This window comes from Ruegeria sp. AD6 (assembly GCF_056542325.1).
This window is the reverse complement of sequence record NZ_JBQFZQ010000018.1, coordinates 1-19,885: the sequence shown is the minus strand read 5'-3', so window position 1 is coordinate 19,885 and position 19,885 is coordinate 1. Positions and strand designations below refer to the sequence as shown.

Annotated in this window: 24 protein-coding genes and 1 tRNA gene; 14 read left to right on the top strand and 11 right to left on the bottom strand. The window is 58.6% G+C overall.

The genetic code is table 11. The annotated features are described in order from the left end of the window. Positions 1-69: 69 nt before the first annotated feature. Entirely contained in the window at positions 70-387 is a 318-nt protein-coding gene (locus ACR0KJ_RS18910) for a hypothetical protein (protein ID WP_480627405.1), read from the bottom strand. Positions 388-531: 144 nt separating this feature from the next. Here ACR0KJ_RS18910 and pyrF point away from each other — a divergent pair, with 144 nt between their 5' ends. Together pyrF and ACR0KJ_RS18900 are read left to right on the top strand one after the other, a co-directional pair. Beyond that, positions 532-1,236, top strand: a complete 705-nt coding sequence (gene pyrF, locus ACR0KJ_RS18905) for an orotidine-5'-phosphate decarboxylase (RefSeq protein WP_170624930.1) — start codon at positions 532-534, stop codon at positions 1,234-1,236. 350 nt (positions 1,237-1,586) lie between these two features. Further along, complete coding sequence (locus ACR0KJ_RS18900) at positions 1,587-2,840, top strand: DNA polymerase IV (RefSeq protein ID WP_480627404.1); 1,254 nt, start codon at positions 1,587-1,589, stop codon at positions 2,838-2,840. Positions 2,841-2,843: 3 nt separating this feature from the next. On the opposite strand, the gene ACR0KJ_RS18895 is transcribed toward ACR0KJ_RS18900, so the two are convergent. Then, on the bottom strand, positions 2,844-3,704 hold the full coding sequence (locus ACR0KJ_RS18895) for an N-formylglutamate amidohydrolase (protein WP_170524455.1): 861 nt from the start codon (positions 3,702-3,704) through the stop codon (positions 2,844-2,846). Between the two features lie 148 nt (positions 3,705-3,852). Here ACR0KJ_RS18895 and ACR0KJ_RS18890 point away from each other — a divergent pair. Together ACR0KJ_RS18890 and ykgO are read left to right on the top strand one after the other, a co-directional pair. Continuing rightward, a tRNA-Val gene (locus ACR0KJ_RS18890) sits at positions 3,853-3,927 on the top strand. A 91-nt stretch (positions 3,928-4,018) separates the two neighbouring features. After that, entirely contained in the window at positions 4,019-4,144 is a 126-nt protein-coding gene (ykgO, locus tag ACR0KJ_RS18885) for a type B 50S ribosomal protein L36 (protein ID WP_005648635.1), read from the top strand. A gap of 64 nt (positions 4,145-4,208) precedes the next feature. On the opposite strand, the gene ACR0KJ_RS18880 is transcribed toward ykgO, so the two are convergent. Continuing rightward, the gene (locus ACR0KJ_RS18880; RefSeq protein ID WP_480627403.1) at positions 4,209-5,372 is read right to left on the bottom strand and encodes an adenylate/guanylate cyclase domain-containing protein; all 1,164 of its coding nucleotides are present in this window, start codon (positions 5,370-5,372) and stop codon (positions 4,209-4,211) included. 173 nt (positions 5,373-5,545) lie between these two features. Here ACR0KJ_RS18880 and ACR0KJ_RS18875 point away from each other — a divergent pair, with 173 nt between their 5' ends. From ACR0KJ_RS18875 to ACR0KJ_RS18865, 3 genes are read left to right on the top strand one after another with little or no spacing between them, the layout of a single operon-like run. Continuing rightward, the gene (locus ACR0KJ_RS18875; RefSeq protein WP_480627402.1) at positions 5,546-6,493 is read left to right on the top strand and encodes an alpha/beta hydrolase; all 948 of its coding nucleotides are present in this window, start codon (positions 5,546-5,548) and stop codon (positions 6,491-6,493) included. 56 nt (positions 6,494-6,549) lie between these two features. Next, positions 6,550-6,996: a nuclear transport factor 2 family protein gene (locus ACR0KJ_RS18870; protein ID WP_480627401.1), complete on the top strand. Its 447-nt coding sequence runs from the start codon at positions 6,550-6,552 to the stop codon at positions 6,994-6,996. A gap of 49 nt (positions 6,997-7,045) precedes the next feature. After that, positions 7,046-7,546, top strand: a complete 501-nt coding sequence (locus ACR0KJ_RS18865) for a nuclear transport factor 2 family protein (protein ID WP_480627400.1) — start codon at positions 7,046-7,048, stop codon at positions 7,544-7,546. A 27-nt stretch (positions 7,547-7,573) separates the two neighbouring features. Here ACR0KJ_RS18865 and ACR0KJ_RS18860 read toward each other — a convergent pair whose 3' ends face one another. Continuing rightward, positions 7,574-8,332, bottom strand: a complete 759-nt coding sequence (locus ACR0KJ_RS18860; RefSeq protein ID WP_480627399.1) for a helix-turn-helix domain-containing protein — start codon at positions 8,330-8,332, stop codon at positions 7,574-7,576. A 150-nt stretch (positions 8,333-8,482) separates the two neighbouring features. Here ACR0KJ_RS18860 and ACR0KJ_RS18855 point away from each other — a divergent pair, with 150 nt between their 5' ends. The 3 genes from ACR0KJ_RS18855 (at position 8,483) to ACR0KJ_RS18845 (ending at position 10,688) form a co-directional block, all read left to right on the top strand. Further along, the gene (locus tag ACR0KJ_RS18855) at positions 8,483-9,499 is read left to right on the top strand and encodes a Fe(3+) ABC transporter substrate-binding protein (protein WP_170624936.1); all 1,017 of its coding nucleotides are present in this window, start codon (positions 8,483-8,485) and stop codon (positions 9,497-9,499) included. Positions 9,500-9,618: 119 nt separating this feature from the next. After that, a complete protein-coding gene (locus ACR0KJ_RS18850; protein WP_170456710.1) occupies positions 9,619-10,173 on the top strand; it encodes a helix-turn-helix transcriptional regulator in 555 nt (184 codons plus the stop codon). Then, positions 10,170-10,688 carry a GNAT family N-acetyltransferase gene (locus tag ACR0KJ_RS18845; RefSeq protein WP_170456712.1) on the top strand — a complete coding sequence of 173 codons (519 nt, stop codon included), beginning with the start codon at positions 10,170-10,172 and terminating at the stop codon, positions 10,686-10,688. Before ACR0KJ_RS18850 ends, ACR0KJ_RS18845 begins: the two co-directional genes overlap by 4 nt. 5 nt (positions 10,689-10,693) lie before the next feature. On the opposite strand, the gene phhA is transcribed toward ACR0KJ_RS18845, so the two are convergent. Continuing rightward, positions 10,694-11,494 carry a phenylalanine 4-monooxygenase gene (gene phhA / locus ACR0KJ_RS18840; RefSeq protein ID WP_170456714.1) on the bottom strand — a complete coding sequence of 267 codons (801 nt, stop codon included), beginning with the start codon at positions 11,492-11,494 and terminating at the stop codon, positions 10,694-10,696. A 119-nt stretch (positions 11,495-11,613) separates the two neighbouring features. Here phhA and ACR0KJ_RS18835 point away from each other — a divergent pair, with 119 nt between their 5' ends. Next, positions 11,614-12,072, top strand: a complete 459-nt coding sequence (locus tag ACR0KJ_RS18835) for an Lrp/AsnC family transcriptional regulator (protein ID WP_170524427.1) — start codon at positions 11,614-11,616, stop codon at positions 12,070-12,072. Between the two features lie 5 nt (positions 12,073-12,077). On the opposite strand, the gene ACR0KJ_RS18830 is transcribed toward ACR0KJ_RS18835, so the two are convergent. Further along, complete coding sequence (locus ACR0KJ_RS18830; RefSeq protein WP_170456718.1) at positions 12,078-12,491, bottom strand: VOC family protein; 414 nt, start codon at positions 12,489-12,491, stop codon at positions 12,078-12,080. 213 nt (positions 12,492-12,704) lie between these two features. Here ACR0KJ_RS18830 and ACR0KJ_RS18825 point away from each other — a divergent pair, with 213 nt between their 5' ends. Together ACR0KJ_RS18825 and ACR0KJ_RS18820 are read left to right on the top strand one after the other, a co-directional pair. Next, on the top strand, positions 12,705-13,913 hold the full coding sequence (locus tag ACR0KJ_RS18825) for a TCR/Tet family MFS transporter (protein ID WP_480627398.1): 1,209 nt from the start codon (positions 12,705-12,707) through the stop codon (positions 13,911-13,913). 103 nt (positions 13,914-14,016) lie between these two features. Further along, positions 14,017-14,997, top strand: coding sequence for a hypothetical protein (locus tag ACR0KJ_RS18820; RefSeq protein WP_480586073.1), 981 nt, complete (start codon positions 14,017-14,019; stop codon positions 14,995-14,997). 6 nt (positions 14,998-15,003) lie between these two features. Here the strand turns inward: ACR0KJ_RS18820 and ACR0KJ_RS18815 are convergent, their stop codons facing one another. From ACR0KJ_RS18815 to ACR0KJ_RS18800, 4 genes are all read right to left on the bottom strand, one after another. Beyond that, complete coding sequence (locus ACR0KJ_RS18815) at positions 15,004-16,161, bottom strand: M20 aminoacylase family protein (RefSeq protein ID WP_480627397.1); 1,158 nt, start codon at positions 16,159-16,161, stop codon at positions 15,004-15,006. Between the two features lie 78 nt (positions 16,162-16,239). Then, entirely contained in the window at positions 16,240-16,656 is a 417-nt protein-coding gene (locus ACR0KJ_RS18810) for a sulfurtransferase (RefSeq protein WP_480627396.1), read from the bottom strand. A gap of 42 nt (positions 16,657-16,698) precedes the next feature. Beyond that, positions 16,699-17,160, bottom strand: a complete 462-nt coding sequence (locus ACR0KJ_RS18805) for a sulfurtransferase (protein WP_480627395.1) — start codon at positions 17,158-17,160, stop codon at positions 16,699-16,701. A gap of 225 nt (positions 17,161-17,385) precedes the next feature. After that, the gene (locus ACR0KJ_RS18800; protein ID WP_480627394.1) at positions 17,386-17,778 is read right to left on the bottom strand and encodes a GFA family protein; all 393 of its coding nucleotides are present in this window, start codon (positions 17,776-17,778) and stop codon (positions 17,386-17,388) included. A gap of 386 nt (positions 17,779-18,164) precedes the next feature. On the opposite strand from ACR0KJ_RS18800, the gene ACR0KJ_RS18795 reads away from it, so the two are divergent. Then, complete coding sequence (locus ACR0KJ_RS18795; RefSeq protein ID WP_480627393.1) at positions 18,165-18,944, top strand: methyltransferase domain-containing protein; 780 nt, start codon at positions 18,165-18,167, stop codon at positions 18,942-18,944. A gap of 12 nt (positions 18,945-18,956) precedes the next feature. Here the strand turns inward: ACR0KJ_RS18795 and ACR0KJ_RS18790 are convergent, their stop codons facing one another. Continuing rightward, positions 18,957-19,661, bottom strand: a complete 705-nt coding sequence (locus ACR0KJ_RS18790) for an SDR family NAD(P)-dependent oxidoreductase (RefSeq protein ID WP_480627392.1) — start codon at positions 19,659-19,661, stop codon at positions 18,957-18,959. Between the last annotated feature and the right edge of the window lie 224 nt (positions 19,662-19,885).

The following is a 19,885-nucleotide window of genomic DNA, read 5'->3' as shown; positions in this document are numbered from 1 at the left end:
GTCTGGGCCTCGCATTCAATTTGGGAAATATCTTTGCCGGTTCAAGAGGCTAGAGCGCAGATTCCCACACTATTCGCGCTGGATCGTGTAGACCGTGTAGCCTCCGGTCTCGGCCACCTGGACAGCGCCCAGATCATCGACCAAAGACTGCGCCGCATCGCTGCCTGTCGGGCAGGAAACAAGATCGGCGGTGTGATCAAGGAAATTGCCAGTAAAGGCCGTTTCTCCGGTCAGCTGGCACCAATCATCCTCGGACCGGTAGCCGCGTACCAGACGCAAATCATCATTCGTCGGGGCCGGTGCAGCCCCTGTTTCCGGCGCGTCAGGCGTAGGGTCTTCGCAGGCGGCTATTGTCAAAACCACGCCCAGCAACAGCAGTTTCTTCATTTCACGTCCCTTTGTTTTCGTTATTTACGTTCAATCCGGTCACTCTAGCACAGAACACATCCGCCCCTGACAGCTATCGCGCATGGACAGGACGGTCCGAACCCGTTAGGACGCAGACGTTTGCCAAAAAACAGGAGCGCCCCAATGTCCGATGACCGCCTGATCGTAGCCCTTGATGTTCCGAACGCCCTGCAGGGGCTGGCCATGGCCGAGCGGCTTGGCGACAGCGTTTCGTTCTACAAGATCGGGTTGGGGATGCTGACCGGCGGTGGGCTGGCGTTGGCCAATGAGCTGAAACAGGATCACGGCAAGCGCATCTTTCTGGACATGAAGCTGTTCGACATCGGCAACACGGTCGAAAACGCCGTGCGGGGGCTGGCGCAGTTCGATCTCGATTTCCTGACTGTCCATGGCGACCCGCATGTGGTGCGCGCCGCGAAAGAGGGGGCCTCGGGCAAGGACCTGAAAATCCTTGCGGTGACCATCCTGACCTCGCTGAACCGCGACGATCTGGATGCCAGCCTGCTGAAAGAAGGCGACGTGCAGGAATTGGTCGTCGAACGTGCGGCCAAGGCGCTGGAGGCCGGGGCCGACGGCGTTATCGCCAGCCCGCAAGAGGCCGCCCTGATCCGCGCCCTGCCCCAGGCCGAAGGTCGGCTGATCGTTACGCCGGGCGTGCGTCCTGCCGGGGCCGCATTGGGCGATCAGAAACGCGTCGCGACCCCGGCCAGCGCCATCGGCGACGGGGCAGATCACATCGTGGTGGGCCGTCCGATCTATCAGGCGGACGATCCGAAAGCGGCGGCCGAGGCCGTTCTGAGCGAATTAAACTCTTTGACACGGCACTGAACGGTTTCGGGAATCAAACCCTGAATGCGTTAACAAATGTCTTGATTAACTTGACCTTAGGTCATTTTTGACCCCTAAAACCGCTGAAACAAGCTGTGCCCGAAAATACACAGAAAACGCGCAAGTTTAGGGTCTGGGGCTTGGAACCTATCTAAATATAGAGATATCGGCGAGTCTTGGGGATGAAACACTCCCCAACGAACCGTGTCTTCCTGAGGTTCGTTACCTCCCCCCGCTGACGCGCGGGGGGTCTTCTTTTGAGATCAGACACAGATTGTCGGACCTTTGATCCCCCCTTATCGGTGGTATAAGGGGTGCCCAACCCACTCGCGGAATGCCCGAGGACGCGCATGCCTGGTCTTTGCCGAGATTGCCTGACCACAGTCACCGACGAACGGCGCTGCCCGACCTGTGGCAGCCCTCGGGTCAAGTCACATCCCGAACTGTTCGACCTGTCCATCGCGCATATGGATTGCGATGCCTTCTACGCCTCGGTCGAAAAGCGCGACAATCCGGATTTGGCGGACAAGCCTGTGATTATCGGCGGTGGGAAACGGGGCGTGGTGTCGACGGCCTGTTATGTGGCGCGCATCAGGGGCGTGCGCTCGGCCATGCCGATGTTCAAGGCGCTACAGCTTTGCCCCGAGGCGGTGGTGATTAAGCCCCGCATGTCGGTCTATGTCGAGGTCTCGCGCGAGATTCGCGCGATGATGGATGAACTGACGCCGGTGGTGGAACCCTTGTCACTGGATGAGGCGTTTATGGACTTGTCCGGCACCGAACGTCTGCACGGCGCGCCACCTGCGGTCATGCTGGCACGTCTGGTCAAGCGCATGAAGGATGAACTGGGCCTGACCGGCTCGATCGGGCTGAGCCATAACAAGTTTCTGGCCAAGGTAGCCTCGGACCTCGACAAACCGCGCGGGTTTTCGGTGATCGGCAAGGACGAGACGGCAGAGTTCCTGCATGACAAGCCCGTGCGTCTGATCTGGGGCATTGGCCCGGCGGCACAGGAGTCGCTGGAACGGGCGGGCATTCGCACCTTCTCCGACCTGCTGCGCTGGGATCAGGAGGCGCTGACGGCGCGGTTCGGCTCGATGGGTTATCGCCTGTGGCATCTGGCGCGTGGTCAGGACAAGCGGCGCGTGTCAGCGCATGAGCCGATGAAATCGATCAGCAATGAGACCACCTTTTTCGAAGATACCGCCAGCACCGACATTCTGGACGGTCACATCTGGCGCATGGCGTTGAAAGTGTCCGACCGGGCCAAGGCCAAGGATCTGGCCGGGCGGGTTGTCACCTTGAAGCTGAAGAAGGCCAATCACAAGATCATCACCCGGCGGGTTTCGCTGCGCGATCCGACCCAGATTGCCGACCGAATCTATCGCACCGCGCGTGGCCTGTTCGATCAGGTGGGCGATCAGGGCCCCTATCGGCTGCTGGGCTGTGGCTTGTCCGATCTGTGTTCAGCGGATCAGGCCGACATATTAGGGGATTTGCTGGACCCTGACGCCGGACGCCGGTCTCAGGCCGAGCGTGCGACCGACAAAATCCGGGAACGGTTCGGCGCAGATGCCATCGTGAAGGGGCGCGCCTTGCGCTAGGCCCTATTCCGCCGCCAGACGCTGAGGCTGCGCGCCGATGCTGGCGATCTCGGCGATCACCTGACGTAACAGCCTTGAGAAAGGCATGAAGTTCGCATTCGGGGCGATCTTTTCTTCATCCATATACAGCGCGCGGTCGATCTCGATCTGAATCGCGTGTTGCTGGCGACCGGGCCGCCCGTAGGTTTGCGTGACATAAGCCCCGGCAAAGGGCGCGTTGCGCGCAACCGTCAGCCCCGCCGCCGCAAAGGCGGCTTCGATGCGGTCTACAATCTCGGTGGACGCCGACGCACCAAACCGGTCGCCCAGAACAATCTCGGGCCGCTGGCTGCGCGAGGTGCTGGCCATGGCAACCGCCTCATGCGGCATTGAGTGGCAATCGATCAGAATCGCCTGCCCGAATTTTTCATGCGACTCGGCCAGCAGCGATTTCAGCCGCGTATGGTAGGGCCGCCAATAGGTGTCGATGCGCAGACGCGCCTCATCCATGGTCAACTTGCCGCGATAAATCGCCCGGCCATTGGCCACCACGCGGGGAATCACCCCAAGCCCCGAGGCAACGCGGGGGTTGTGCCCCTGCCTGCGCGCACCGCTGATCAGCGCCGGATCAAGCTCATCCGCGCTGCGGTTGAGGTCCAGATAGGCGCGCGGCATGGCCGCCTTGATCAGGGGCGCGCCGAACTCTGACGCTGAGGCAAACAGTTGATCCACAAAAGCATCTTCCGAGGATCGAATCACGTTTGGGTTCAGAACAGACCGTTTCAGCAATGCCTCGGGATAGTCCCGCCCGCTATGGGGCGACGAAAACACGGCGCATGAGGTGCGATTCTCGGGCATATCCAGTATGAAGGCTGCGTTCGGCATGATCTCTCCGTGTTCGCACTCAACATAGACCGGAAAATTGTTCTTCCAAACCCCTTGAACCCCTGAACGACTCCTTTTATAGACCCCGCTACCGGCGCGGTGATCCGCGCCCCATTTCGTTATGGGGCAGGGCACGCAAAGGGAAAGTGGGCGGTTAGCTCAGCGGTAGAGCACTTCGTTGACATCGAAGGGGTCACAAGTTCGATCCTTGTACCGCCCACCATCGTTTCACTGTTCCGGGCTTCCGGGACACCCGACTAACCCAGGCGCTGGCCACGTCTTTGATGAAGGCGCCGCAGATTGGAGACAGACCCATGAAGGTCAAGAACTCGCTCCGCTCGCTCAAGAACCGGCACCGCGACTGCCGGGTTGTGCGTCGCAAAGGCCGCGTCTACGTGATCAACAAGACGCAGCGCAAGTTCAAAGCTCGCCAGGGCTAAGAACTGCACATACCCAATTCGAAAGAACCGCGCTGTAAAGCGCGGTTTTTTTGTGCGCAGCCTGTCAGGTAGCAGGGTTGGTCCGAAACACTTCGATCGCCTCGCCAAGCCCTTTGAGTTGATGGCAGCCCACCGATTCTGTTTCCCTGTTCAGATGGCGCTGCACATCCTTGGTCATCAGCATCTGCTCACCCAGGTCCTTGCACAGCCCCTGAACCCGGCTGGCGACATTCACGGCTGACCCCACCACGGTAAAGTCCAAGCGGTCCGGACTGCCGATATTTCCGAATGTCACGGGGCCATAGTCGAGGCCGACGACAAACTCGATCTGTTCGGCACCTGCGGCTTGGGCGTCCTGATTATACGCCGCAAGCCGGGACAAGGCCTCGGCCGTTGCGAACACTGCTGACTGGCAAGCGGTTTCCGCATCAGGCTCTGCCGGAAAAAAAGCCAGAACACCGTCGCCCATGAATTTCAGCACGTCACCGCCATGGTCCCGAATCGGGCCCACAACCATCTCGAAATAATCACCCATGATGGTCAGCAGTTTCTCTTCGGGCCAGACCTCGGATTTCGCCGTGAACCCGCGCAAATCCGCAAACAGGATCGCGGCAGAGACCGACTTGTGCTCGCCCCGTTTGATATTGCCGTTGCCAATCTCAAGCGCCGGGCCTTCGCCCAGATAGGTTTGCAGCAGGCTTTTCTGCGACTCGCGCATCGCAATCGGTTCCAGCGCCGAAGACAATGCGTGGCGGGTGGCTTCGATGATTTGCACCTGCGCGTCCGAAAAGCCATCCGGGTGATCCGTGCTGAAACTGGACCCCTGAACCGAACCGTCACCATATTCCAGCGGCATGGCGAGGAAATCAGTGGCACCGGCATCGCGCAGTTCGGAATACACCTCATGCTCTGCCGAAAGGTCCAGACCCAGCAGCCGCTTGCGCAGGGGTTGGCGCGAAGTCACAACCGCCTGAAACGGACTGCCATGCCACGCGCTTGAGACCCGAATCGTGATTGGAACCGTGTATTTCCGAGACCCTTCCGGCGTCCAGATGATGCCCCACGCGCTGATCAGCGGGTTGGAGTAGTTCTGACCGATCCGAACCCGCGACAAAGGCACGCCCAGTTCCTGTAAGCCTGCGCAGTATTGCGACACGATCCGCGTTTCGTCACCCAGCATCCGACCCTGCGAAATCAGCCAGATGATCAGATCGTTCTTGTCTTGCATAGGTCGCCTTCCCGCTCTGCCATTCGCCTCAACATATGGTGCCCGCGCCCTGACCGGCAATGTCGGGTGCATTTGACAGGATTCGCATAGTGAATCCCAGAAATCGCGCCTCTCAAACCGGCCCAGAACCATCATCTTGGCTGCCGAAGACCACATCACAGATGGAGAGAGTTATGAAACGCGCCTCACTTACAACTGCCGCCGCCCTGATGGCGTCAACCGCAATGGCCGATATCGAAAAACGGGCTGTTACCTTCGAAAACGAAGGGGCCGAGATGTCGGGCACCCTCTACCTGCCCGAAGGATATGACGGCACGCCCCTGCCCGCCGTTGTTGTCACGGGCGCTTGGACATCAGTGCAGGAACAGATGCCTGCGAATTACGCCCGCCAGATGGTCGCGCGCGGCTTTGCTGCCTTTACCTTCGACTTCCGTGGTTGGGGCAAATCCGGTGACCTGCCCGAAGGCGTCCGGTTTGTCGAAAGCCCACAGGCAAAGACTTCGGATATTGCCAAGGCGTTTGAAGTTCTGGCGACACTGCCCGAAGTCGATGCCTCTCGGATCAACGGTCTGGGGATCTGTGCCTCAGCCGGGTACATGGTCGACGCATCCGCCGGGAATGATCTGGTGCAGCGGGTTGGCCTCGTTGCCCCCTGGTTGCAAAACGGCGAAATCGTCGAGACCGTTTATGGCGGCGCTGACGGTGTGGCCGGTTTGATTGAGATGTCCCGCGCCGCCAAAGCATCAAGCGGTCAGATCATCCCGGCGGCAGGTCCGGAAGGGGCTGAGGGCGTGCTTATGCCGATCGGCGGCTACTATTACGAAGCCGACCGAGGCGCGATCCCGGAATATGACAATCAGTGGAACACTGCAGGCTGGGAAGGCTGGCTGACATACTACCCCGCAGACAACCCGCAGCGTCTGGATAAACCACTGGCCATCGTCCATTCGGAAAGCGCCGCAATCCCGCAGGGCGTCCGCAGTTTTCTTGGCGGGTTTGCCGGGGACGCGACCATGCAGTGGCTCGAAGACGTGACCCAGTTCGATTTCTACGACAATCCCGAAGACGTCACGCGGGCCGCAGACGCCATGGCCGAGCATTTTCGTGGAGAGCAAGGATGAAGCCCTTGCTTGCATCCCTTGTGACCTCAACTGCCCTACTGATCGGAGGCTTGGCAATGGCCGCAACACCGGAAGAGAACATCAAAACCGTTCAGGATTTCTTTGCCGCCTATGGGGCAAACGACCTTGAAGCGATTGCTGCCGTGATGGACGAGGATGTGCGGTGGCACATCCCCGGCCGCCATCCCCTAAGCGGCACCAAACAGGGCCGCGCCGAGGTTCTGGCGTTCTTCGAACAGCTTGGATCGGCCGGGTTTCAGGCTGAACCGATCTACTTCGGTGCGGATGAAACTCATGTCGTCGATATTCATCGCGGATGGTCGAATGTCGATGGCGTGGCAAATGTCGATACGATCTGGGCGCTGGTCTACCGCATCGAGAACGGCAAGATCGTCGAAGCGACGAACCTGTCCGGCGATCAGGATACGGCCAATGCGTTCTTTTGGGCCCAGTATCCGCTCGCGCCTCTGCCCGGACGTTTGGCCGAGCAATCAGACCGATGAATCCCAAGCCTCCGCTTTCATACAACCCGAGAAAACAGGAGCCACGATAATGGTGAAAACACTGATCTCTACAGCTGCGATTGCCACCTTGGCCGGAACCATCGCTTTCGCTGACCAGGCCCAGATCAACCGATCGATCACGGACATCGCCGCCGGGGCCGACCGGCACGATTGGGACCGCGTGCGCAGCGCTTTTGCCGACACGGTCACAACCGACTACACCAGCCTTTGGGGCGGCGATCCTGCCACGCAAACGGCTGACGCGTTGATTGCGGCATGGTCCGGCTTCCTGCCCGGTTTCGACAGCACGCATCACATGGTGACGAATGAAACCGTGACCTCGGTCAATGGCAACACCGCCACCGCCGAGGCCGATTTCACAGCGACCCACCGCATTGATGACGGTCTTTGGACATTGGGTGGCCGATACTCTTACGCGTTGGTTCAGTCCGGCGACCGCTGGCGCGTCACATCCCTGACCATGACCGCACTTTGGGAAACCGGGGATCGAGGGTTGGTCAGCATCGCAGCAGAGCGGGCGAGCCAGTAACCAGCACACTCCACCAGTTCGGGCGGGTCATCCCGCCCGGAACTTGGCGGGTGTTGCGCCGAACTTGCGTTTGAAATGCTGCCCAAACCGACTGACATCCTGATAGCCGACGCGCCAGGCGATCTCGGCCACGGTCAGCTTTGACGTGCGCAACAAAACAGATGCGCGATCCAGCCGGGCCGCGATCACATATTGAAGGGGTGCAACCCCGACCTCAAGCTTGAAAGCCTTGGAAAAATGCGCCCCGCTCATCGCGGCAAGATCGGCCATCGCCGACAGCGACAGGTCCTGGCTCAGATTGTCCTGAATATAGTCCAGCACTTTGCGCAGCCGGGCATCTTCTATGTCGAGATGCCAATCCGGGGCAGGTCGGACAGTTTCGACGATCTGCGCGACCAGTGCCCTTTGAATGGTCTCGCGGTATAACAGACCGCCACCCAAAGAAGCGCTTGCCGTCAGGCTCAGGTTCGTCAGCAGCGGATCAATATCGCCCACGATGGGCTGGAACTCAAAATCACGGCTCAGATCAAATTCGGTCAGGATCGCGTTGTCCAGACTGACCATGACAAATTCCAGATCCTCGTCAAACTCGCACACCCCATCGCTGCCAGCCGGAAGGATCCAGCCCTGATTCTTGCGCAGGGGCAGGTGCGTTGCAATGGACGTGCCGTGGGCAAAACGGTGAGTTGGCTGATCGTTCAGAAAGATGCCGACCGACAGGGATGGAAGCGAAAATGCGCCGCCACCTGCTGGCAATACTGTCTTGTTCGACACCACTTTGGACATGGTCTGAATGTAACGGATCGGGCGCGCGATTCAAATCTGAACAAATTATCGACTATTTCTGTCAGATTTGCTTGCAAACGACTCGCAATTTGGTAATTGACTAAATCACTCGGGAACCACCCGGAAGAATCTGCAACGTTTGGAGACACCATGTTGAAATCCACGACATGCATCGCGGCTGGCCTGATGGCTTTGATCGCCACATCTGCAATTGCCGAAGGCGAGCTGAACCTTTACTCGTCGCGCCACTATGACACCGACGAACGCCTGTATTCCGACTTTGAAGAGGCAACCGGAATCAAGATCAACCGCATCGAAGGCAAAGCCGACGAGCTGATCGCCCGTATGGAAGCCGAAGGGGCGAACTCGCCCGCGGATGTAATGCTGACCGTTGACACGTCGCGTCTGGCCCGCGCCAAGAACGCAGGTGTTCTGCAATCAATCGACAGCGCCGTGCTGGAAGAGCGTATCCCTGCAAATCTTCAGGACAGCGACAACCAGTGGTTCGGATTCTCGCAGCGCGGCCGGATCATCTTTTACAACAAAGACAATGTCGCCACCCCGCCGGCCACCTATGCCGATCTGGCCAAGCCCGAATATGAAGGCCTGATCTGCATCCGCTCGTCGACCAATGTTTACAACCAGACGCTGCTGGCTTCGATCATCACGCATGAAGGCGCGGATGCAGCCAAAAGCTGGGCCGAAGGAATTGTTGCCAACATGGCCCGTGACCCGCAGGGCGGCGACACCGACCAGCTGCGCGGTCTGGTTTCGGGTGAATGCGACATCGCCGTGTCGAACACCTATTACTTCGCCCGCTCGATCCGCAAGGAGGTCAAGGGCCTGTCCGCCGAACGGGACTCCATCGGCTGGGTCTTCCCGAACCAGGACGGCTATGGCGCGCATATGAACCTGTCGGGCGGTGGCGTTGCCGCAAATGCGCCCAACAAAGAGAACGCCATCAAGTTCCTTGAATACCTCTCCAGCGATCAGGCGCAGCAGTATTTCTCGGCAGGCAATGACGAGTATCCGACGGTCGCAGGCGTCGAATTGGCCGAGTCGGTCAAGTCGCTGGGTGAGTTCAAAGCGGATGAGATCAACCTGTCCGAAGTCGCGCAGAATCTGCCCGAAGCGCAGAAAATCTTCAACGAGGTTGGCTGGAAGTAACAACCGGCCAACTTGGAAAAGTGAAGGGGTGCAGAGGATTCTGCGCCCCTTTTTCATTTGCAAACAATTTAATTTTAAGCGATATTCCCATATTAGTGAATTTTTCTCAAATATGGACTATGTTAGATACTCTTTCAGACCGCCTCGCCTCACGCCTGAGTGAACTGCGCCAAAGCCACAACTGGTCGCTGGACCAATTGGCAGATCAAAGCGGCATCAGCCGGGCCACTCTGTCGCGCATGGAAAAGGGTGAGGTCAGCCCAACCGCCGAAAACCTGGGCCGCCTCTGCGCCGCTTACGGGTTGCCGATGTCCCGCCTTTTGATGATGGTCGAGGACAGCTTTGACCCCAAGGTCCCCTATGAGCGGCAAACGGAATGGAGCGATCCCGAGACCGGATTTACCCGCAGGTCCGTCTCACCGCCCTCGACGGGCCTGACCGGAGAAGTTCTGGAATGCCACTTACCGCGCAACACGGTGATTGGATACGAGACGCCTCCGAAACCGGGGCAAGAGCATCACCTGATCATGTTGGACGGTGGTCTGACGATCACCGTGGACGGAACGCCCCATACGCTCAGCGGTGGCGACTGCCTGCGCTATCACCTGTGCGGGCCAACCCGGTTTGAAACCGGTGCAACGCGGGGCGCGCGATACATTCTGGTGCTGATATGATCACGCGATTGACGGACGCCTATTTTGACGATGCCCATGATGATCTGGCCGACATCCTGCACGCCTGTGTTCATACGGGCGCCAGCATCGGGTTCATTCTTCCGTTTTCGAAAAAGGATGCGCGGGCCTATTGGCAGAACCGCGTGCGACCGGACCTGCGCGCCGGTACGCTGGACCTGTTTGTGGCCTATGGCGACGGGCGGATTTTGGGCACCGTGCAACTGATCCCCGCCGTGATGCCCAATCAACCACATCGCGCGGACGTCGCCAAACTGCTGGTCCATCCCGACGCCAGACGGCGTGGATTGGGGCGAGCCTTGATGAAATCCCTGACAGACAGGGCGTCAGAGCTGGGCCGGACCATGCTGGTGCTGGATACACGCAGCAGCGATCCCTCTCGTATCCTGTACCAAAACATCGGCTTCCAGATTGCCGGAGAAATCCCCAATTACTGCCGCAACCCGTTCGAGCCGGTGTTCGAACCGACGACCTATATGTACAAGAGCCTCGGCTAGGCGTTCTACTCGGCTGCGGTGACCTTTTCGGGGAACTTGTTTGGCAACAGACCCAAGCGCCGCGCGTGCCGCACATCGGCCAGCAGGTCGCGTTCGGCCGCCGCAAACAGATCCTCGGGATCGTCCAGCACGAAATACCCCATCTGGTGCATGTCGATCCGGTACGGCGTGCGCAGAATGGTCAGAACGTCGAATGGGTCACGATCCGGGATATCACTGGTCACGGCATAGACCAGTTCGGTCGGCGAGGACGCAAGACCCGAGCCCAGCGCCTTGATCTGACCGTCCTGACGACGCAGTCCAAACTCGATCGAGAACCAATACAGCCGGATCAGCCAGGCATAATCCGCCGCATCGGCCCGGACGCCCGCCCGCCCAATCGCATGGCTGAATGCAGCAAAGCGAGGATCGCTGAGCAAAGGGGTATGCCCGAAGATTTCGTGGAAAATGTCGGGCTCTTCGATGTAGTCGAAATCCTCGCGGCTTCGGATGAATGAGGCCGCCGGAAAAACACGCTCGGCCAGCATACCAAAGAAGGTCTTGAACCCGATCAGCGCCGGAACCGGTTGGACGCGCCACCCGGTCAGGTCCAGTAATCGCTCAGAGATATCGGCGCAAGACGGCACGCGCGTCTTTGGCAGGTCAAGCCGGACCAGCCCGTCCAGATACTCGCGCGCCATGTAGCGCTGAACATTGTCTTCCTGTGCAGCGTAAAGATCAGCCCACACCGCGTTTTCCTGATCGGTGTAGTCGATATGGCCGCGATCATCGGCGTGCTTGGCGGTGTATTTTGTCGATTTGGGCATGGGCGCGTCCTCCTGTCTGACAGAATACGCCCAAAGTAGTGCGATATTTGATTTGGTGCGGACGTTCGGATGATCTATTTTGACCGTAATGTTTCGCCAACTGTGGAATATCGAACCATATGCTTCACCAGTCAGACATAGCCATTCTGCGTGTCCTGCAATCCAGCGGTCGTCTGTCGATGCAGGAACTGGCCGAGCAAACGGGGCTGTCGGCCTCACAATGCTGGCGGCGCGTTCGCGACCTTGAGGCGTCGGGCGTCGTCTCGGGCTATCGCGCGCAGGTCACCGCCAAAGCCGTGGGACTGAATGCTATTGCCTATGTCCATGTGGCGCTGCGGGATCATCAGGAGAACAGCATCGCCGATTTCCTGCGACTGGTGGAAACCGAACCGCAGATTGTCGAATGCGCCTCGATCACCGGGGATCATGATTTCATTCTGAAGGTCTATGCCCGAACCCCCGAGGACCTTGAAGTGTTCATCATGAAACGGCTGCTAAAATCAGGTCTGGTTCGGGACACCCGCAGCAACTTCGTTCTGCGGCAAAACAAGACACGCGGGCCGTTGCCGATCCTGTGACGGGGTCAAACGGCCTGATGGACCTCGATCACATTGCCTTCGGGATCAAGGAAAAAGACCTGATGCCATTCCTTGGCAAAGGCGGTGCCATAGTCTGAATATGGGATGCCCTTTTCATCCAGCATCGCCTTGAAGGCCGCGATGTCATCGGTGCGGAAAGCGATATGGCCACGCTCGACCGGATTGATGGATTCCCCGTGTTTGAACGCAACGCCAAGATCCCGTTCGGCCAGATGCATCTGCATATGCCCGTCGGTGGCAAACCGGATCTGGCCGCTATAGCCGCGATCATCCGACTCGGCAGATCGGGGGAAGTTCTCGATCGGAATATCGTCCAGCCCGAGCGTTTCAGTATAGAACCGGTGCAGCCGCCCGACATCTTCGGACACAAAATTGATATGGTGAAATTCCAGCTTCATGGGGGCCTGTTCTGGGGTTTCGTTTGGTTTCGCCGACCTTAGGCAGGTGGCGCGGGCCAAATCAACCCAGGCGGTGACCCTGGTTTGATCCCAGACTCGCCACGCCTTCAGCTAAAGCAGGCTGGCCCGCGATCATCGTGACCTTGTTGCAGGGGAACTAAAGCGGCTAACTCTGTCTGGCGCAGTATCACCCCTTTTGTTCGACAGGGTATTATGTTTCAGAACCGAGCCATTCTTTTCATACTCATTACCCTGATGATTGACGCCATCGGCATCGGTATCGTGTTTCCCATCATGCCGGATCTGATGGACCGGGTCGGCGCAGGCGATACGGGGCAAGGGGCGTTCTGGGGCGGGCTGCTGATGGCGGCCTATGCAGGGGCTTTGTTCCTGTGCGGTCCTGTTGTTGGCAGCATCTCGGATGCGGTTGGCCGCAGGCCGATACTGATCGCGGCCCTTGCCATGCTGGCCATTGATTATGTCATCATGGCTTTAGCGAGCAGTTTCTGGCTGCTTTTGCTGGGGCGAACGCTCGCGGGTCTGGCCGGGGCGACCTATATCACCGCAACCGCCTATCTCGCGGATATCTCAACCCCCGAGGAAAAGGCAGCGAACTTTGGCCTGATCGGCGCGGCCTTCGGGATTGGATTTGTCCTAGGCCCCGCCATTGGCGGCATCGCGGCGGAAATCAGCATAGCCGCGCCGTTCTGGATCGCCGCCGCATTGTCGGCAGGCAACGCCTTGTTCGGCGTATTTGTACTGCCCGAGAGCCTGACACCGGACAAACGCCGCCCGTTTGGCAAAAGTGATCTGAACCCGTTCAAGTCGATCTTTGACGCCTTCCGCCTGCCGGGGCTTGCGGTTCCGCTTTTGTGCATCTTCATCTTTGAGTTTGCGAACATGGTCTACCCGACCCTCTGGGCCTTCTGGACGCGCGAAGTGTTCGACTGGCCAACCCTTTATATCGGATTGTCGCTGGCCGGCTATGGCGTGCTGCTGGCGTTTGTTCAGGGCGGGTTGATGCCGATCTTCATCCGGTGGATCGGGGATTACCGCACATTGATGCTGGGCATAGTTTCGGCGCTGATCGGTATGGTCGGGTTTGGCTTCACCGGGTCAATTGCTGCCTTGATCGTCTTTCTTCTGCTCGCCGCGCTGTCTGACATGGTTCCACCCCTGATGACGGCAATGGCGTCGAACCAGACGGATGAGGATCGGCAGGGTGTGGTGCAGGGTGTCATCGCGTCTTTGTCCTCGGTCGCGGCGGTTTTGTCTCCGCTTGCGCTGACCGGGATTTTTCATGCGTCTGTGGACAATGACGGCATCTATTTCCCGGGCGCACCGTTTCTGTTTGCGGCCGTGCTGGTCGCGGCCATGCTGCCGTTGGTGATCCGGCTGAAGGGCCACGCGCAAGAAACCTAGGATTTGTGGCAACAGGCAGCAGTCTTAAGTGTCTGCCGTGCCCCCAAACCCCTGCAAGTTGTGATAGATTGGAACTGAGGACATTCTGGCAGGAGATTTCCAGTTGCGACCGAAATCGATCCGTCTTGCAGTCACCATCATGACCCTTGCCGCGTCGGCGGCGGCCTTGCCCGAACGGGCCACTGCCCTGTCATCGGATATCCCCGCCTGGCTGCAAAAGCATGTGGGAACGGGCGACGGCCAGATCGCGCCTGTCGTGCTGGAAAGGGCGCGGGCGCTGTATCAGCAGAAAACCCGGCAGGGTAAGGTCAGCAACCCCTGTTATCTTGCCAAAGACGCGACCCGCCCCAGTACCGCCCGCAACGGCAGCCCCGGACGCAGGTTCTATGTCATCTGTGAATCTCAGCGGACATTCCGCGCCGTTTCATCCGGGTATGGCAATGGGCGAAAACTGCAACGCGCCAATTTCGCAAACGGGCGGCAATGCGCAAAGAATTTCAGCAATGCCGAAGGATCAAAGCTGACGGCGGGCGGGGCCTATGTCACCGCCGAAACCCGAACGTCCTTCAAAGGGTTTTACAGCCAGTCCGGCCAGACCAAGCCGTTCTATCGCACGTTTCTGTTGTTCGATGGCGAAGGCGAAACCAGCAATGCGCGTGAAAGGGCCATTGGTGGCCATCCTGCCGTTTTCCTGAAATGGCAATGTCGGTTCAAGAACCCCACAAGCTCTCATGCTGATGATGACGGCTATGTCCCTTATGGACGGCTTGTGAACTATACGGGTGGGCGCAGCAACGGCTGCACCACCTGGTCGGAATCCGCCTCGGAAGAGATTTTGGCGCTGGTAGAGGGCAACCCGACGACGCTTTATATCTATCCTGAATCCAAAGATATCAACGCGGTTGCAAAAGCGGTGAGCAAGGGGCGATCACTGTCGCGCGCGGGCGTTTATTGGAACGCCGCGTGTCTGCAAGCCATTGGCACACCGAAGTTCTGGCCCAAACGCACGCTTCAACCGATCATAAACCAATGGAGGGACTCTTTGCCCAAGCAGCCGCCCTTGGAGCTGCCGATCTGTAAATAGCGGGGTCTAATCCGAGCTGACGGGCAGCCGGTTGCGCACAAGTTCCACAAACCACTGAACGCCCGGAACAAGCGCTGCATCGTTGAAATCATACCCGGCGTTGTGCAGCGGTGCGCTGTCGCCGTTGCCAAAATTACCGAACGCACCGGGCGCAAGTTTCAAAGCTTGGGCAAAATCCTCGGATGCACCCATGGGGCGGGCATCCGGGTCCGTGTTGTTTTCGCCGAACACCGATCTCGCCGCCTGCAGCGCGCGCTGCGTCGCTTCAGCGTCATTCACCAGCGGGACAAACACACGCTCATACTCAACGTCTGCGTCGCAGTCATGGGCCATGGCCATGCCGTTCGCGATGCGGCGCATCGACTCTTCGACCCGGTGACTGACGGCATCATCGAAATGGCGGCAATCGCCTTCGATGCGCGCCTCGCTGGCAATGGCGTTCTTGATATTGTCGCCCGCAATCGACGTCACCGAAACAACCGCAAGGGCCGAGGGGTCTATCGCCCGGGACACAATCGTCTGAAGCTCGGTGACGATGGAACAGGCGCACAGGATCGCATCCTTGCAGTCCTGCGGGCGCGAGGCATGGCCACCGCGACCGCGCACGGTTATGCGGAACCCATCTTCGGCACCCATGAATGGGCCGGGCCGGATTTCAAACGATCCAACGGGAAGGCCCGGTTTGTTGTGCAGACCATAGATTTCGTCAAATCCCAACCGCGATCCTAACCCATCACGGATCATGGCCTTCATGCCCTGACCCCATTCCTCGGCCGGTTGAAAAACCAGCCGCACGGTTCCGTCAAACCCACCCTCTTGGGCCAGAACAGCAGCAGCGCCCAGCAGGATTGTCGTGTGTCCATCATGACCACAAGCATGCATCAGGCCGGGTTTGGACGACGCGTAAGGCAGATTGGTGGTTTCATGGATTTGCAGACAATCCATATCCGCGCGCAGTGCAATCGTTCTATCACCACGTCCCCGCCGCAGCGTGGCGACGACACCGGTGCCACCAATTCCGGTCTCGATATCCTCGATCCCGAATTCCTTCAGTCGCTTGACGACAAAATCCGCCGTGGCCTGTTCTTCGAACCCAAACTCTGGGTTTTGATGCAGGTGTTGCCGCCATTGGCGCAGGGATTTGGCGAGATCGTCGGAAACCAAGCTGTCATCCTTTTTTGTGGCTGGCAGCCCGGATGTTGAGTGCAAAACCGCGAGTATGCAAGGGCCGTGGGCGTTGTTTTACGACGTTTCAATCGGAAGATTTTCGTCCGCGCTCCACTCGGCCCATGACCCGTCATAAAGACGAGATGTGTCGAACCCCATATAGCGCAACGCAAGAAGACCGTTGGAAGCCGCCAAACCGCGGCCGCAATAGGCAATGACCTCATTTTCAGTCTCAATGCCTTTTTCGCGGTAATGTTGCAGCAGGCTCTTTTGGTCCGACAGCCTGAATGAGCCCCGTTGCCGCAGTTTCTCTGCCCGCTCGGCAATGGGTGTATCAGCCAAGTCCGGATCGATATTCGAGATCGCGGGGATGTTGACTGCTCCGGGAATATGCCCGGACCGCCCGCCCCATGTATGAGCGCCCTGCCCCCGATAGAGATCGTTTGGCAGGAAGTCGACGATCCTGACGTCCGGGTTTCCAAGCGCAGACAAGACATCAGCCTTCCGGGCGATCCAGCCGTCTTGCGCCCTGGCTTAAAAATTCCCCGGCTCGACGGAAATATCCCCGGATTCGGTGGGTCGGTCTTCCAGCTTCCATTGCTGAAGCCCACCGTCCAAGACCTGCACGTTGTCATGGCCAAAACACGACAGCGCCCACCAAAGCCGCGCGGATGCCAGCGGCAGGCCCGAGTCATCATAGACGACAACATGACTGTCGCTTGAAACACCAAGATCGCGCATTTTCCGGCCAAATTCATGCGGGCCCAGCATCATGTCAGGAATGGTCTGGGTACTGTCCGCAAGCTCTGTCGACATGCCGACATAGACGGCGCCGGGGATATGCTCGGCCTGATACTCTGACCTGTCATCGAAGGCCACGCCCTTGCCGTTTTCTTCTCGAAACTTCCATCGGACGTCAATGATCCGCAGCTTCGGGTCGGTCAGGTGATCTGCCAGCCAGGCGGTGTCGGTAAGTGGGCGAAGGTTCTTGGACATCCCTACGGCCTCCTTCAATCAGACGTGGGTCGCGCCGAGGCAATTATCCATCGAATCTGCGCCAAAAGTCCAATTTTCGAAGTTTTTGTACTTGCCGACAGCCTTCTTGCCCCCGCGGGGCTGCCTGCCAGGAGCGGTTCGATCAGCTTGTCTGGCGCATCCAATCCAAAAGCAATTCCGATTGAAGCGCTATCGCCGTTGATTGCACAAGAAGGCCGCGACCGCTCAGGTATCTTGCGGGATCACCGCATCATCCCAACATTGCGCAGCGTCAGAATAGATCGACTTCTCGGGGGCGTATTTGGACGGATCATCCAGCGCGGCGGCGTGAACATAGATCAACTGGTTCATCATTTCACTGCGGCGTGTCAGTTGTGATCCGCAATTCGGGCAAAACCCACTAAAGGTCAAGCGACCCGATCCGCCTGTCATCTGATAGGTTTTGCAAGCGTCGCCAATTTTGAAGGTTTCTGCGATCAGCGGCATCATCTCGGAATGGCCCGAGCCTGTCAGTTGCTGGCAATCCCGGCAATGGCATCGAAACATCGGGGCGTCCCCGCGCACGCCCTCAAAGCGGACCAAACCGCATTTGCACCCGCCAAGTAGCTTTTCTGACATACTGCCCCCTCTGTTGCCCGAGCATAAGAAGAGATTGCCTGTGAGTCATGATTTTGATTGCCGCTCATCAATTGACGCCAGATTGACGTATTGCAACACCCACCCGGCGTTGGTCGGTCACAAACGCTATGATGTGACTTTCGTTGCGCCACACCTCCTTGGCGGGCGGGACACATGGGTCACTCCAAACGTCGAAGCCTTCAGATCCTGGGCCTATTCCAGCGCCGCAAAAGATCGGGCGGCAGTTGGGTATCGGGGAACCGTTTAGCCACCGACCAACTTGGCACTACCCATCCGCTCGGGGCGCTTTCCATTGTTTCAAAAACCCGGTTCGGACTCAAAAGCGACCAATCTGTTAAGATCGGCGGAGTGGTAGGGGGAACAAGATGCTGAATTTTGATGCCGAGACAACAAAAATCCTGGAAAACGCGTATCAGGGCGCTGACATAACGCGCAGGCGACAGGCTTCATTCGATGCCCTCTGCCCTGCGCCGGGTGAAACCATATTGGATATCGGATGTGGCAACGGCTTGCTGACTGCGGAACTGGCCCGCGCAGTTGGACAGAAGGGCCGCGTCATCGGGATTGACCCCAGCGACGACATGACGGCGGCTGCAAAAGCCCGCTGCCGTGACTATGCCTGCGTCGAATTCCGTACCGGCGTCGCCAATGCGCTTCCGTTCGAAGACGCCATGGCGGACAAGGCGGTTTCGGTGCAGGTGTTCGAATATGTCGACGATATTGACGGGGCATTAGCCGACACAATGCGCTGCCTGAAACCCGGTGGTCGGCTGGTTGTCAGCGATCTGCATTTTGACACCCTGATCTTGTTCAGCGATGCGCCAGAGAGGATGCAGGCCATGAGATCCTCATGGAACCAGCATTTTGTCAGCGGGTCTGTGCCGGAAAGACTACCTGCGTTGATCAAGGCACGGGGTGATAAGGTGGACGAGGTTCGGTCGATAACACTGGTAGATCATCAGCTAAAGCCGGACGGCATCGCAACCATGATGTTGCATCTGATGAGGCAATTTGCCGTTGCGAACGCGCATGTCGACCCCGCCATTGCGCAGGCGTGGTTTGACGAACAACAAAGCCTTGCCGAGGCAGGCCGGATCTTTTTCTCGATAACGCAATTCATCATCATTGCGCGCAAACAAACCTGACCGATAGCCGCGTCACCACTTTTCGCCAAATGGGCGAATATCCAACTCGAACGTCCAGGCCGATCGGTCCTGTCGCGCCAGCATCAGCGCGGTTTCAGCTATGTGGACAGGGTTGATGAAGAAGTCATCCGGTTTGTCGGGCGCGAAACCCGTCCGGGTGTCTTCTGTGTCGATCACGCCGTCGATGACCATGTAGGCCACATGCACGCCCTTCGGTCCAAGTTGTTTTGCAAGCGCATTTGCCAGCACACGTTGCGCGGATTTTGACGGCGCAAAAGCGGTTGTCCAGAGATTGCCGCGCAGCGCTGCCGTAGCCCCGGATACGATGATCACGCCCGACCCACGCCCGGCCATTTGCGACCCCAGCACTTTGGCCGTAACAAACAGCCCCAATGCGCCTACGCGCCAGCTTTGTTCGAAATGAACCTCGGTCACATCGTCAAGCGTTCCGAACTGAGCAAGGTCGGCATTGTATATGGCGACGTCGATCTGGCCGAACTCATCCTCGACCGCTTTCAAGGCGCCTCTGAGGTTGTCGGGATCTCCGGCATCGCAGGCAAAGGGTTTGACCTGCGGGTCAGATGCGCCTGCGCCCCCGATACCGGCCCCCGACCTGCTGAGAAGCGCAAGGGTGTATCCGGCCTTCCTGAACACTTCGGCATATGCGGCCCCAAGACCCGGACCGTACCCGATGATTGCGCAGACACCCGCACTCATATCGATCTCCTCCGTCGCGATTGTCACCCAAGGCGCATCTTAGCACATCCGTTGGACTGATGCAGATTGGTGGCGATCAGAACCCGTTCCGCGCCCCGTACGGCATGGAAGCGATGGCTATGCGCCGCGCTTGCGTTGTGCATCCCGGACCAGCGCCGCAAGCCGATAGAAGCCGTGTGCCATTTTTGTGTAGGGCGTCAGCAGGAAGAAGGTCAGGACCGATC

What these genes read in the sequence shown, in the direction of transcription:
- ACR0KJ_RS18910 (WP_480627405.1), bottom strand. Translation starts at nt 387, where the DNA reads ATGAAGAAACTGCTGTTGCTGGGCGTGGTTTTGACAATAGCCGCCTGC.
- pyrF (WP_170624930.1), top strand. Translation starts at nt 532, where the DNA reads ATGTCCGATGACCGCCTGATCGTAGCCCTTGATGTTCCGAACGCCCTG.
- ACR0KJ_RS18900 (WP_480627404.1), top strand. Translation starts at nt 1,587, where the DNA reads ATGCCTGGTCTTTGCCGAGATTGCCTGACCACAGTCACCGACGAACGG.
- ACR0KJ_RS18895 (WP_170524455.1), bottom strand. Translation starts at nt 3,704, where the DNA reads ATGCCGAACGCAGCCTTCATACTGGATATGCCCGAGAATCGCACCTCA.
- ykgO (WP_005648635.1), top strand. Translation starts at nt 4,019, where the DNA reads ATGAAGGTCAAGAACTCGCTCCGCTCGCTCAAGAACCGGCACCGCGAC.
- ACR0KJ_RS18880 (WP_480627403.1), bottom strand. Translation starts at nt 5,372, where the DNA reads ATGCAAGACAAGAACGATCTGATCATCTGGCTGATTTCGCAGGGTCGG.
- ACR0KJ_RS18875 (WP_480627402.1), top strand. Translation starts at nt 5,546, where the DNA reads ATGAAACGCGCCTCACTTACAACTGCCGCCGCCCTGATGGCGTCAACC.
- ACR0KJ_RS18870 (WP_480627401.1), top strand. Translation starts at nt 6,550, where the DNA reads ATGGCCGCAACACCGGAAGAGAACATCAAAACCGTTCAGGATTTCTTT.
- ACR0KJ_RS18865 (WP_480627400.1), top strand. Translation starts at nt 7,046, where the DNA reads ATGGTGAAAACACTGATCTCTACAGCTGCGATTGCCACCTTGGCCGGA.
- ACR0KJ_RS18860 (WP_480627399.1), bottom strand. Translation starts at nt 8,332, where the DNA reads ATGTCCAAAGTGGTGTCGAACAAGACAGTATTGCCAGCAGGTGGCGGC.
- ACR0KJ_RS18855 (WP_170624936.1), top strand. Translation starts at nt 8,483, where the DNA reads ATGTTGAAATCCACGACATGCATCGCGGCTGGCCTGATGGCTTTGATC.
- ACR0KJ_RS18850 (WP_170456710.1), top strand. Translation starts at nt 9,619, where the DNA reads ATGTTAGATACTCTTTCAGACCGCCTCGCCTCACGCCTGAGTGAACTG.
- ACR0KJ_RS18845 (WP_170456712.1), top strand. Translation starts at nt 10,170, where the DNA reads ATGATCACGCGATTGACGGACGCCTATTTTGACGATGCCCATGATGAT.
- phhA (WP_170456714.1), bottom strand. Translation starts at nt 11,494, where the DNA reads ATGCCCAAATCGACAAAATACACCGCCAAGCACGCCGATGATCGCGGC.
- ACR0KJ_RS18835 (WP_170524427.1), top strand. Translation starts at nt 11,614, where the DNA reads ATGCTTCACCAGTCAGACATAGCCATTCTGCGTGTCCTGCAATCCAGC.
- ACR0KJ_RS18830 (WP_170456718.1), bottom strand. Translation starts at nt 12,491, where the DNA reads ATGAAGCTGGAATTTCACCATATCAATTTTGTGTCCGAAGATGTCGGG.
- ACR0KJ_RS18825 (WP_480627398.1), top strand. Translation starts at nt 12,705, where the DNA reads ATGTTTCAGAACCGAGCCATTCTTTTCATACTCATTACCCTGATGATT.
- ACR0KJ_RS18805 (WP_480627395.1), bottom strand. Translation starts at nt 17,160, where the DNA reads ATGTCCAAGAACCTTCGCCCACTTACCGACACCGCCTGGCTGGCAGAT.
- ACR0KJ_RS18800 (WP_480627394.1), bottom strand. Translation starts at nt 17,778, where the DNA reads ATGTCAGAAAAGCTACTTGGCGGGTGCAAATGCGGTTTGGTCCGCTTT.
- ACR0KJ_RS18795 (WP_480627393.1), top strand. Translation starts at nt 18,165, where the DNA reads ATGCTGAATTTTGATGCCGAGACAACAAAAATCCTGGAAAACGCGTAT.
- ACR0KJ_RS18790 (WP_480627392.1), bottom strand. Translation starts at nt 19,661, where the DNA reads ATGAGTGCGGGTGTCTGCGCAATCATCGGGTACGGTCCGGGTCTTGGG.